The organism is Peribacillus sp. NPDC055009 (genome assembly GCF_053608705.1).
This window is the reverse complement of the sequence record NZ_JBSGVZ010000001.1, coordinates 711,622-723,808: the sequence shown is the minus strand read 5'-3', so window position 1 is coordinate 723,808 and position 12,187 is coordinate 711,622. Positions and strand designations below refer to the sequence as shown.

The 12,187-nt window shown below is 43.0% G+C and carries 9 protein-coding genes, 1 other RNA gene and 1 other annotated feature; of the genes, 2 read left to right on the top strand and 8 right to left on the bottom strand.

Going from position 1 to position 12,187, the window contains the following annotated elements; translation table 11 throughout:
* Positions 1-3 precede the first annotated feature (3 nt).
* Together ACWF5P_RS03575 and ACWF5P_RS03570 are read right to left on the bottom strand one after the other, a co-directional pair.
* On the bottom strand, positions 4-831 hold the full coding sequence (locus ACWF5P_RS03575; protein ID WP_434167476.1) for an ATP-binding cassette domain-containing protein: 828 nt from the start codon (positions 829-831) through the stop codon (positions 4-6).
* A 12-nt stretch (positions 832-843) separates the two neighbouring features.
* A complete protein-coding gene (locus tag ACWF5P_RS03570; protein ID WP_452444600.1) occupies positions 844-1,902 on the bottom strand; it encodes an ABC transporter substrate-binding protein in 1,059 nt (352 codons plus the stop codon).
* A 597-nt stretch (positions 1,903-2,499) separates the two neighbouring features.
* Here ACWF5P_RS03570 and ACWF5P_RS03565 point away from each other — a divergent pair.
* The gene (locus ACWF5P_RS03565) at positions 2,500-3,411 is read left to right on the top strand and encodes a TauD/TfdA dioxygenase family protein (protein WP_452444599.1); all 912 of its coding nucleotides are present in this window, start codon (positions 2,500-2,502) and stop codon (positions 3,409-3,411) included.
* Between the two features lie 237 nt (positions 3,412-3,648).
* Here ACWF5P_RS03565 and ssrS read toward each other — a convergent pair.
* The 4 genes from ssrS to ACWF5P_RS03545 all read right to left on the bottom strand — a co-directional run bounded on the left by ssrS (position 3,649) and on the right by ACWF5P_RS03545 (position 7,562).
* A non-coding RNA gene (gene ssrS / locus ACWF5P_RS03560) (6S RNA) lies at positions 3,649-3,834 on the bottom strand.
* An 86-nt stretch (positions 3,835-3,920) separates the two neighbouring features.
* Entirely contained in the window at positions 3,921-5,690 is a 1,770-nt protein-coding gene (gene aspS / locus ACWF5P_RS03555; protein ID WP_452444598.1) for an aspartate--tRNA ligase, read from the bottom strand.
* 12 nt (positions 5,691-5,702) lie between these two features.
* A complete protein-coding gene (gene hisS / locus ACWF5P_RS03550) occupies positions 5,703-6,974 on the bottom strand; it encodes a histidine--tRNA ligase (protein WP_101222759.1) in 1,272 nt (423 codons plus the stop codon).
* A 99-nt stretch (positions 6,975-7,073) separates the two neighbouring features.
* Positions 7,074-7,310 (bottom strand) — a binding site (T-box leader).
* Between the two features lie 78 nt (positions 7,311-7,388).
* Complete coding sequence (locus ACWF5P_RS03545) at positions 7,389-7,562, bottom strand: hypothetical protein (protein WP_034308777.1); 174 nt, start codon at positions 7,560-7,562, stop codon at positions 7,389-7,391.
* A gap of 129 nt (positions 7,563-7,691) precedes the next feature.
* Here ACWF5P_RS03545 and ACWF5P_RS03540 point away from each other — a divergent pair, with 129 nt between their 5' ends.
* A complete protein-coding gene (locus ACWF5P_RS03540) occupies positions 7,692-9,461 on the top strand; it encodes an SH3 domain-containing protein (RefSeq protein ID WP_452444597.1) in 1,770 nt (589 codons plus the stop codon).
* Positions 9,462-9,525: 64 nt separating this feature from the next.
* Here ACWF5P_RS03540 and dtd read toward each other — a convergent pair whose 3' ends face one another.
* Both dtd and ACWF5P_RS03530 read right to left on the bottom strand, forming a co-directional pair.
* A complete protein-coding gene (gene dtd / locus ACWF5P_RS03535) occupies positions 9,526-9,969 on the bottom strand; it encodes a D-aminoacyl-tRNA deacylase (protein WP_434167481.1) in 444 nt (147 codons plus the stop codon).
* Between the two features lie 15 nt (positions 9,970-9,984).
* Positions 9,985-12,183, bottom strand: a complete 2,199-nt coding sequence (locus ACWF5P_RS03530) for a RelA/SpoT family protein (RefSeq protein WP_101222762.1) — start codon at positions 12,181-12,183, stop codon at positions 9,985-9,987.
* Positions 12,184-12,187: the final 4 nt, after the last annotated feature.

Genomic DNA, 12,187 nt, shown 5'->3' with positions numbered 1-12,187 from the left:
TTATTAAGCTGATTGCTCCTTCTTCTCAAACGTTTGGGCTTTACTCACTTCTTCACGAAGCAAATCCCAAATTTGGTGACGGGCCTTTGCAAATTCTGTGGTAGAGCGTAAATCATCTACCTGACTGCTTGAATGAAGAGGATTATCTATAATTTGTTTAATGGTTCCTGGTCGAGAAGTCATCACTGCGACACGCTGTCCTAAATATACTGCCTCATCGATCCCATGTGTAATGAAAACAATGGTCTTCTTTGTTTGCTCCCAGATTCGAAGCAATTCGGTTTGCAACGTTTCCCGTGTTTGAGCATCCAGTGCGGCGAATGGCTCATCCATTAATAAAACTTCCGGGTCAAAAGCCAAACTCCGAGCAATGGCAACACGCTGCTTCATTCCACCTGAAAGTTCGTGAGGATAACGATTTTCGAAGCCAGATAATCCAACTAGTGACAAAAAGTGCCGGGCAATTTCTGTCCGCTCCTTCTTTGGAACTCCTTTTGACTCTAAGCCAAATTCAATATTCCCTTTCGCTGTTTTCCAGGGAAACAACGCATACTGTTGAAAGACGATCCCACGATCTAAACCAGGCCCCTCAATCGGTTTTCCATCCAGCAAAATCTGTCCCGAAGTGGGTTTTGTTAAACCACCCAGAAGATCAAGCAACGTCGATTTTCCGCATCCTGATGGCCCTACTAATGTAAGAAACTCTCCACTTTTCACGGAAAAATGAACATTTTTAATGGCCGTAAACTCTTTAACCGCTCCCTTTCTTTGATCTGAATCTCTTATTTTAAAAACTTTACTTACATATTCAAACTGAATTTTGTCCGACATAACATCACCTCATTATTTTATTTTCAACTCATCTTTATAAGGATTAAATTCATTCGTATATAAATCATCCAATTTTACTTGACCTTTCTTAAACTCACCACTTTTCTCCAGCCAGTCGACCCACACTTGGAATTCCGGTTCCTGAATAAAGCCGCCTTTCTCCGCTATACCTGGGCTCTTCCAATATTGAATCGTTTCTGTATCTTCCTTACGACCCCTTTTCTCAATAATCGATTCAAAACGAGCAATGACTTCTTCTCGAGGCGTTTTCCGTGTCCATTCAATGGCCTTTGCTGTTGCTTCTACAAACTTCTTCACCGTGTTCGGATTTTCTTTAATAAATGCCTCTTTAAAGACAAGGCTACCTGCTGTAAAGGAGCCAAACAAATCATAATCACTAAAAAGCTTTCTGATTCCTCCTTTTTCTAATGCTCGATCACGCAACATTCCACCTAAAACCGCTACATCAATTTGCTTCTGACGAAGCGATTGTTCGATATTCACTGGTGGCACAACAACTAAAGTAACTTGCTTAATTTCCTCATTGGTTAGGCCATTTTGTTTTAAATATTCTTTTAAAATGAATTCAGAATGTGCTCCCATTGTGTTCATACCGACTTTTTTACCAATTAAATCTCGAGCGTTTTTAATCGGGCTGCCATCCAATACATAATAACCACTAAATGTATCTTTATCACTGCCGTAATACCCAATGACCGATTTAATTGGTGCCCCGCTTGCTATCAATTTGGCAATCGCACCGTTAAAAGCACCGCCAAAATCAGTTTCACCAGTTGCTGCATTTTGAATAGACGATGGTCCACTAGTGTTATTTCCTATCCATTCCAATTTAATTGGATCTAGATATCCTAAATCTTGTGCTAACTCTGGAAAAGTAACAGTTCCAACAGAGCCCTCATATTTTAAACTCAGAGTTTCATACTCTCCTTCACTTTCCGCCTCCGTTTTCTTCTCCTGACATCCAGCCGATAAAACGACTGATAATAAAGCTATTAATACAATTCCTGTTGCTCGCCAACTTTTCAAAACCTTCAATTCATTTCCCTCCATCTTTCCTCCAATAGAAAAAACCTTTACCACAAACGAATAACGCTCGCTGTAAAGGCCTCCAGAAGACTAGTCGGCTATTTCATCTACCAAAAAAACCGGAGACATCTCTTTATATTAACGAGAAGTCTCCGGTTGTCCGGTCAATGAATTAATAATTCCTATTGAAATACTATGTATTTATTTTCCTTATACTAACAAGTTAACTTTCAATAGTCAACCTCAAAATCAGATAATTATAAATTAACTATATAATATCCTGTTCAATTGTCGATTGACTGTTCCCTTATACTGAGAAGCTTTTTAATTAAGGATCCTCATTTATTTTTTAGAAAGTTATCTTTATAAACAGCGAGTCCATTTCAATTTGAAACAACTAATTTTTCCCATTTATGAATTAACAAAAAATTCAAAAATAATAATTGACATACTTATCCTACCAGTTTAATATTTTATCAAACCGATAGGAATTATATTATTTCGGATTCGTATTGCTGACCAGTCACCTGGAAGCCAGAGCTATTATGCTCTGGCTTTCTTTTGTATTATCGGTTTACCATAAATGCTCGCTATGCGGTCTAAAAACAAGGAGGCAATAAAATGAGTAATGTCAAACAAGTTCAAAATTCATCAACAATCGTTGTAAAACCAGTTGCTGCACGTATTGGTGCAGAAATATCAGGGATTAAACTTTCTGAAGATCTTGATGCTAACACAGTTAAATCAATCCGAGAGGCGATCTTAAAGCATAAAGTTGTTTTCTTCCGTAATCAGGATCATCTAGATGATAAGGGACAAGAAGCTTTTGCAGGGCTACTTGGAAATCCAGTTGTTCATCCAACTGTACCAGTAAAGAATGGCTCAAATTATATATTGGAATTGAATTCTGATCATGGTGGTGGTCGAGCCAACTCATGGCATACAGATGTTACATTTGAAGCCGCATACCCGAAATTCTCCATTTTACGGGGGGTTGTGATACCTGAAGTAGGTGGCGATACCGTTTGGGCGAATACAACCACTGCTTATGAAAACCTACCAGCAGAATTACGAAATCTTGCTGATCAATTATGGGCACTCCATACTAATGACTATGATTATGCTGCAAAACGCTCCAACGTCTCTTCTGAGGCTGATAGTCACTATAAAGACGTATTTACTTCCACTCTATATGAAACCGAACATCCAGTTGTCCATGTACATCCTGAAACCGGAGAGCGCCATCTTTTACTCGGTCATTTTGTGAAAAAATTTGTCGGCCTTTCTTCCTTCGATTCAGCCCAATTGTTTTCCGTCCTCCAAGAACATGTTACACAAATAGAAAATACCGTTCGCTGGCGATGGAGTGCTGGAGATGTCGTCATCTGGGATAACCGTGCAACTCAGCATTATGCAGTAAATGACTATGATGATGCACAAAGAGTTGTTCGAAGAATTACAATTGACGGGGAGGCACCGATTAGTTTAGATGGTCGTCGTAGCATCACAAGAACGAAAGTCAAAAATAATTAATAGCAAGTATCATCATCAACATCAAGCTAAGGAAAATCAATATCCCAAATATGAAAAGGACGCTATTCTTTCTATTATTTGATGGAAAGGATGGTGTTTTTTTATATGTCACGAGTTTTCAGAAAAAGTTGTGGATTCGCACCATTTACCCGTAAATATACACATTCTCCTGTAAATTGACTATTTTTACGCACAAAAAAACCCATGTTATGTAACATGAGTTGCTTTGTAAGGTGTAAGAGTCCCAATTGTGCCGTTTACGCCTTTGTTTTGAACCCGCTCTCCGCAGGTGGGTGCTCGGTTCCTCGCGTTTGTAAGTCCTCTTCGAGGGAGGCTTTTACGCGGCCAGGAAACTAGTGCTCCCGGTAACTATAAGTGTTCGGTCAAAACTTATAGGTTAAAGAACGAACACATCAGGACTCTTACTTATTGGAAATATCATATCATAATGCTTAGCTCAGTTTCAAGAAAAAACACCTAGGTATTTTTTCATATTTTTCCCAAATGAATTATTTTTTAAGTGCAGCAAGTCTTAGGTTAAGTTCGGCTAATTGCTTGTCACTTACAGTACTCGGTGCGTCAACGAGCAGGTCGCTTGCGCTTGCTGTTTTCGGGAACGCGATGGTGTCGCGAAGGTTCGTGCGGCCTGCGAGCAGCATGACCATGCGGTCCAATCCAAGGGCGATTCCGCCGTGTGGAGGCGTTCCGTATTCGAATGCATCCATTAGGAAGCCGAATTGTGCGTTTGCTTCTTCTTCGGAGAATCCAAGTACTTTGAACATTTTTTCCTGAACGTGACGTTCGAATATCCGCAGTGATCCACCGCCAAGTTCGTAGCCGTTCAGTACAAGGTCATATGCTTGGGCACGGACGCTTGCTGGGTCTGATTCCAATTTGTCCATGTCTTCACGGAATGGCATTGTGAATGGATGGTGTGCTGCATAGTAGCGTCCTTCTTCTTCGTCATATTCAAATAATGGCCAGTCGGTCACCCATAGGAAGTTGAATTTGCTTTGATCGATCAAGCCTCTTTCTTTACCAAGCTTGATGCGTAGTGCTCCAAGTGAATCAGCGACTATGCCTTTCTTATCCGCCACGAATAGGATTAAATCGCCCACCTCGGCTTCCAATACAGATACTAATTGCTCTTGATCTTCAGCGAAAAATTTGGCGATCGGCCCTTTTACGCCGTCTTCTTCAACTTTCAGCCATGCAAGGCCTTTTGCACCGTAAATCGCTGCAAATTCAGCCAATCCATCAATGTCTTTACGGGAATAATCCGCATTTCCATCTTTAACGACGATCGCCTTTACTTGTCCGCCGCTTGCAACAGCTCCGGTGAACACTTTGAAATCACTATCTTTGACGATTTCGGAAACATCTTTAAGTTCCATTCCGAAGCGTGTATCCGGTTTGTCGGATCCGTAACGGCTCATCGCTTCATTGTAGGTCATTCTAGAGAATGGCAGTGTTACGTCCAATCCCTTTACGTCTTTCATCACTTTAGCCATCATGTTTTCTGCGGTCTTGATGATATCTTCTTGGCTCATGAAGCTTGTTTCGATATCGATTTGCGTGAATTCAGGCTGTCTGTCAGCACGTAAATCTTCATCACGGAAACAGCGGGCAATTTGATAATAACGTTCGAAACCTGATACCATCAATAGCTGCTTGAAGATTTGCGGTGACTGCGGAAGTGCATAGAACTCCCCTTCGTGCACACGGCTAGGCACTAAATAGTCACGTGCTCCTTCAGGTGTACTTTTTGTTAAGATAGGTGTTTCGATATCAAGGAAGCCTTCACCATCCAAGTAATCACGGATCGCTTTTGTTGTTTGGTTACGCATTTTCAGCGTTTCGAACATCGCTGGACGGCGCAGGTCCAAATAACGATATTTCAAGCGGATGTCTTCTGATACATCCGTTCTTTCATCAATGATGAATGGAGGGGTCTTTGCTTCGTTTAAAATTGTAACGTTTTCTGCTTGAACTTCAACTGTCCCTGTTGTTACGTTCGGATTGAAGTTGGCTTCATCACGTTTGATGACTGTCCCTTGGATATCAAGGACGTATTCATTACGGATTTTTTCGGCTGTAGCCAGCGCTTCTGCCGAAATGTCCGGATTGAAAACGACTTGGACGACTCCGCTTCTGTCACGTAGGTCGATAAAGATGACACCGCCCAAATCCCGGCGTTTTTGTACCCATCCTTTTAATGTTACTTTTTCACCAATAGCTGCTTCTGTCACTTCACCATTGAAGTATGTTCTGCCAAACATGGTATTTCCCCCTTAAGCCTGTAGCTTTTTAAATTGTTCAACGAATGTAGCAAGATCCATCTGGACTTGTTCACCGGTTTCCATGAACTTCACATTGATTTTATTATTTGCCAATTCATCATCCCCGAGTGTCGCCACATATCTTGCTTCAAGGCGGTCGGCTGATTTGAATTGTGCTTTCACTTTACGGTCTTGATAGTCTTTTTCGACGGTAAAACCGGCATTCCGCAATTGATGGGCAAGTTTGACGGTATAATCCTTGGCTGTTTCACCTAATGAAACAAGATAGCAGTCAATTCCCTTTTTGATCGGAAGCTCGATGTTTTCTGCTTGGAGGGCTGCAATCAGGCGTTCAATGCTAAGTGCAAAGCCGATTCCTGGTGTTTCCGGTCCGCCAAGTTCTTCAGACAGCCCGTTATAACGGCCGCCTCCGCAAAGTGTAGTGATGGCGCCAAAGCCTTCTGCATCACTCATGATTTCAAAGGCGGTATGATTATAGTAATCCAAGCCGCGCACTAGAGTCGGATCTTCTACGAAATCGATTTCCAAATCGGTTAAATGCTGTTTCACCTTTTCGAAATAAATACGGGATTCATCATTTAAATATTCAATGATGGATGGAGCCGTGTTCATCAATTCGTGACCGTGATCCTTTTTGCAATCCAGGATACGCAAAGGATTCTTTTCCAGACGGTTTTGACAATCGCCGCAAAACTCGCCGATGCGGGGTTCGAAATGTTTGATTAACGCATTGCGATGCGCTGTCCGGCTTTCCTTATCACCAAGGCTGTTGATCACAAGTTTCAGCTTTTTCAAACCAAGTTCCTTGTACAGGTTCATCGCAAGTGACAGAACCTCTGCATCGATTCCTGGATCCTTACTTCCTAAAGCTTCGATGCCGAATTGAACGAACTGACGGAATCGGCCTGCTTGCGGACGTTCGTAGCGGAACATCGGCCCGATATAATAAAGCTTGACCGGTTGATTGGCCCACCCGAACATTTTGTTCTCGATATATGACCGTACAACAGATGCGGTGCCTTCCGGACGAAGGGTTAAGTTCCTTTCACCGCGATCTTGAAATGAATACATCTCTTTTTGAACGATATCGGTTGTATCCCCTACACCACGTAAAAATAATTCCGTGTGCTCAAAAATTGGAGTGCGGATTTCTTTATATTGATAACGGTGACAAATCTCACGCGCCGTGTTTTCGATATACTGCCAAATTTCCGTTTGGCCAGGCAATAAATCCTGGGTACCTCTAGGAATCTGAATAGACATGTGTGTTTCCTCCTTTAAAGCAAGGCGCCCTTTCTGATACGGCGCGCTATACTGATTTTTTCCAAACAAAAAACTCCCGCCCCTTGTAACTTATATGTTACAAGGGACGAGAGTTTGGATATCCCGTGGTGCCACCCTAGTTGAAGCACAAAAAAAGTGCCCCCGCTCAAAAACAGTTAACGCCTGTTTTACGTTCATCTCCTATTAAGTAAATCCGTTCGGAGTGAAGCCTACGGAGGGTTCTTTCATTAAGTCATCATGTGGAATGCTTTCAGCCTCGGCATTTCCTCTCTTTTCATGTGTTTCTTAATTACTCTTCTCCATCATTGGTTATTGCAGTAATAAGTCTGATATTTTATAATCATACGGACGTTAACATCAAATGTCAAGGCAGACTGAGGATTTTGTCGCATTTTATTGGTTCAAACGTTTTTTCAGATTTTTGATTGTCCGGACATTGACTCCGAATTCAGAAGCCAATTCAACAAGGTTTGCGCTTTGTTCCTTTTGGATGAAATCGTGAAAATCGACACCCAATACTTGATTGCCTCCGCTTAAGCTCGTTTGATCTTTTTCGCTGAATTTCATGTGGTTTCCCTCCTAGAGTTATATAAGCTCTATTCTTTCCTAAAAAAAATGTTTTTTGCACAAGGAAAGAGGGAAATTTTCATTGAACGAGAATACATACATATAGACATTAAAAGGGAGAGACAACTTATGAAGAAGAAATCGGGTTTATTTGGCCTGACACTGATGCTGATACTCTCAGCGATTTTCCCCGTCAATCACGCTTTTGGAAAAGATGAAGGGGAAAAAATCGTGACGACCCAAGTGGTCAATGTCCGTGAAGGTGCAGGCCTCAGTTTCCCTATCGTAAAAAAACTGGAAAAAGGGGACTCGTATCCCATTCTGAATGAGGATGGCGACTGGATCGAAATCCGGATTGGCGCCGGCAAAACGGGATGGGTTGCCAATTGGTTAGTGGAGAAACAAACTGGGTCTGAAACCAATCAGGTCAAAAAGGAATCCGGACAAGGCGTGATATCAGGCAGCTCGGTCCGCGTCCGTACAGGCCCAGGCACTACATTTCAAACGGTTGGGTCCTTGAGTAAAGGTACAGCTGTTGACATCATTGAAAAAAATGAAAATTGGATAAAGATCAAAACGGCGGATATCGAAGGTTGGGTCTCTTCTGACTACCTTAATCTCCCCGCCGCATCAGGAAATGCAGCGAAGAAAGATTCAACTAAGAAAAAAGAAACGAATCAATCCGTAAAAACCGGAGTAACTTTGGTGGACCGGCTCAATGTCCGTTCGGAACCATCGACAAGCAGTGCCTCGCTAGGAAAGCTGAATAAAAATACGTCAGTGACCGTTTACAGGGTTGAAAATGAATGGGCTGAAATAGATTTCCAAGGAGTCCGCGGTTGGGTAGCTGAACCTTACATACAAGTGAGCGAAGGTAAAGAAGACATGAAAAATGAAACGGCAGGCGCCACTGCAAGGGTGACCGCTGCGGGTTTAAATGTCAGGAAAGAAGCCTCTCTCTCCAGCAAGGTCATCGGTTCGGTGAACAAGGATGAGACGTACGCCGTACTGCAAACAAAGGGAAATATGACACAGATCAAGCTCTCCGGTTCAAAAAAGGGCTGGGTCGTGAGTTGGTACCTGGAAAAAGAGAATGTTGAACAAATGGCTAAGGAAAAAAAGGTTGATGTAAAAGGAAACGAGATTACCATCATTCATGATGGTACGATTCTTAGAAGCGAGCCTGATGGCAACTCGAAGATTGTCGAGCAGGCCAATGCAGGTGAAACGTTCTCCGCATCAGGTATGGAAGGCGACTGGTACTCCATTAAACTGAAGAGCGGAAAAACGGCTTATGTAGCCGGATGGATCGTGACGATCGAAGGGAATTCGGAGCAGATCCAACGACCTGGCGTTGAAAAGTACTTAAAGGATAAAACCATTGTGATCGATCCCGGCCATGGCGGCAGGGATAGCGGTACGATAGGCGTCGGTGGAACACTCGAGAAAAACCTGACGATTCGTACGGCAGAGCTGCTGCGGGACAAACTTCAGGCGGCAGGAGCTAAAGTGATCCTGACCAGAAGCGGAAATACCTATGTTCCACTCCCTTCCCGGGTCAGCACTTCTCATATACATAACGCGGATGCTTTCATCAGCCTCCATTATGATAGCACCAAGGACCAGATCACCAGCGGGATAACCACATACTACTATCATGACTACCAGCATGCATTGGCGGCTACTCTGGCCAATTCACTCGGTTCAACCATGCAGGTGCCCAATCGCGGATCACGTTACGGGAATTTTCATGTTACCCGCGAAAATAAACGGGTAGCAACACTTATTGAACTAGGTTATTTAAGCAATCCATTGGAAGAATTGACGTTAACATCGAATGAGTATCAAGAAAAAATCACATCTGCCATCTATAATGGATTGGCGCGTTATTTTAAATAAGAATTAGAAAAGCCAGCTTCGAATCGAAGCTGGCTTTTCTACAAAAATAACCTGCCGCAGCAGGTTATTTTTTGCTTTCAAGTATTAGTGTAACGGGACCGTCATTAGTAAGCTGAACATCCATCATGGCACCAAATTGACCGGTTTCAGTATGGACGCCTTTCTTGCGGAGTTCCTCGTTAAATGCTTCATATATTTCATTCGCCTCTTCAGGACGGGCGGCGTCCATGAAGTTCGGTCGACGGCCTTTGCGGCTATCGCCGTATAAGGTGAATTGTGAAACTGATAAAATCGAACCTCCCACATCCAAGAGTGAATGGTTCATCTTTTCATTTTCATCTTCAAATATTCTGAGATTTACAATCTTATCGGCCAAATAGGCGGCGTCATCGACGGTATCCCCATGGGTGACACCAACCAACAGGACGAGCCCGCTGTCGATTTGCCCGATGACTTGGTCTGCGACAACGACTTTTGCCGCTTTGGAACGTTGTAAAACAACACGCATGGCAATAAAAACTCCTTAGTTCATTATCCTTCTAACGGAATAAACATCTGAAATTTGTTTGATACGGTCGACGACCTTTTGTAAATGGGCAATGTTATGGATATAGATCGACATGTGAATGGTCGCCACCTTATTCCTGTCCGATTTACCCGAGACCGCCGAAATGTTGGTCTTGGTTTCATTGACGGCCTGCAGCACTTCGTTTAATAAGCCGCGACGGTCATAGCCGCTGATTTCAATTTCAACGATGTATTCCTTGCGTTCATTAATCGTACTTTCCCATTCAACAGGTACAAGGCGATGGTCGGAATCCCCGCTATCCAGGTTCGGGCAGTCCTGTCTGTGAACTGAAACTCCACGGCCTTTGGTTATATAACCAACAATTTCGTCCCCTGGCACTGGGTTGCAACAGCGCGATAAACGGATAAGCAGGTTATCAATCCCCGGTACCTGTACACCTGAGTCACGTTTTTTCGATGTATTGGAGAAGGTTTTCAGATCGGCTACAGCTTCAGAAATATCCGCTTCTTGCTCGACCATTTTCTGCTTACGCCATTTTTCGGTAAGGCGGTTAGCTACCTGAAGGGCGGTGATTCCGTTATATCCGACTGCTGCATACATATCTTCTTCATTCAGGAAGTTGAATTTATCTGCAACACGCCTGATATTCTCGGCCGTCAGGATTTCCTTCAGGTCGAACTCCATATCCTTGATTTCCTTTTCAACAAGCTCTTTGCCTTTTTCGATATTTTCTTCCCGGCGCTGCTTCTTGAAAAATTGGCGGATCTTGTTTTTCGCCTGAGATGTTTGCGTTAGTTTAAGCCAATCCTGACTTGGACCATATGAATGCTTAGAAGTTAAGATTTCTATGATGTCGCCAGTTTTCAGTTTATAATCCAGCGGCACCATTTTCCCATTCACTTTAGCACCAATCGTTTTGTTTCCGATTTCCGAGTGAATCCGGTAAGCGAAATCTATCGGGTTGGATCCTGATGGCAGTTCGATGACATCGCCTTTTGGTGTAAAAATGAATACCATATCAGAAAAAAGATCTATTTTAAGGGATTCCATGAATTCCTCTGCATTAGTCGCATCATCCTGGAATTCAAGAATTTCCCGGAACCATGTCAATTTTTCTTCCAGTGAAGGCTGTTCACCGACATCTTTTCCTTCTTTATAAGCCCAATGCGCGGCAACCCCGAACTCGGCAATGCGATGCATATCGGAAGTACGGATCTGCACTTCCAGCGGGTCGCCTTTCGGTCCGATCACCGTCGTATGGAGCGATTGATACATATTCGGCTTCGGCATCGCAATATAATCTTTGAATCGGCCTGGCATCGGCTTCCAGCATGTATGGATGATCCCTAAAACGGCATAGCAATCCTTTATGCTATTGACGACGATACGAACGGCAAGCAAATCATAAATTTCGCTGAACTGCTTATTCTGCAAAGCCATTTTACGATAAATGCTGTATATATGTTTCGGTCTCCCGGAAAGGTCAGCCTTAATATTGACTTCCTCAACGTTTTTACGCACTTCATCAATGACTTCTTCCAGATACTGTTCACGTTCTGCACGCTTTTTCTTCATCAGGTTGACGATTCGGTAATACTGCTGAGGATTCAAATACCTTAGTGCAGTATCTTCAAGTTCCCATTTAATTGTACTGATACCAAGACGATGAGCAAGCGGTGCGAAAATTTCCAACGTCTCGTTCGATATCCTTCTCTGCTTTTCCTGCGGCAGATGCTTCAATGTCCGCATATTATGAAGTCTGTCCGCAAGCTTGATCAGGATGACCCGTATATCCTGGGCCATCGCCACGAACATTTTCCGATGGTTTTCCGCCTGTTGCTCCTGCTGTGATTTATACTTGATTTTCCCTAACTTTGTCACGCCATCCACAAGCATGGCGACTTCAGGACTGAAATTTTCTTCAATATCCTTCAGAGTGATCTCCGTGTCTTCAACAACATCATGTAAAAAACCTGCCGCAATGGTTGCAGGGTCCATTTCAAGTTCAGCCAGAATGCCCGCCACTTGAATCGGATGAATAATATAAGGCTCTCCCGATTTACGAAATTGTTCTCGGTGAGCATATTCTGCATACTTAAACGCTCTATGAATAAATTCAGCTTCTTCCGGCTGAAGATATAAGCTGGCCCGTTCTACAACCTGCTCGGCAGTCAATATTTGATCATTAGCCATTTAA

What these genes read in the sequence shown, in the direction of transcription:
- ACWF5P_RS03575 (WP_434167476.1), bottom strand. Translation starts at nt 831, where the DNA reads ATGTCGGACAAAATTCAGTTTGAATATGTAAGTAAAGTTTTTAAAATA.
- ACWF5P_RS03570 (WP_452444600.1), bottom strand. Translation starts at nt 1,902, where the DNA reads ATGGAGGGAAATGAATTGAAGGTTTTGAAAAGTTGGCGAGCAACAGGA.
- ACWF5P_RS03565 (WP_452444599.1), top strand. Translation starts at nt 2,500, where the DNA reads ATGAGTAATGTCAAACAAGTTCAAAATTCATCAACAATCGTTGTAAAA.
- aspS (WP_452444598.1), bottom strand. Translation starts at nt 5,690, where the DNA reads ATGTTTGGCAGAACATACTTCAATGGTGAAGTGACAGAAGCAGCTATT.
- hisS (WP_101222759.1), bottom strand. Translation starts at nt 6,974, where the DNA reads ATGTCTATTCAGATTCCTAGAGGTACCCAGGATTTATTGCCTGGCCAA.
- ACWF5P_RS03545 (WP_034308777.1), bottom strand. Translation starts at nt 7,562, where the DNA reads ATGAAATTCAGCGAAAAAGATCAAACGAGCTTAAGCGGAGGCAATCAA.
- ACWF5P_RS03540 (WP_452444597.1), top strand. Translation starts at nt 7,692, where the DNA reads ATGAAGAAGAAATCGGGTTTATTTGGCCTGACACTGATGCTGATACTC.
- dtd (WP_434167481.1), bottom strand. Translation starts at nt 9,969, where the DNA reads ATGCGTGTTGTTTTACAACGTTCCAAAGCGGCAAAAGTCGTTGTCGCA.
- ACWF5P_RS03530 (WP_101222762.1), bottom strand. Translation starts at nt 12,183, where the DNA reads ATGGCTAATGATCAAATATTGACTGCCGAGCAGGTTGTAGAACGGGCC.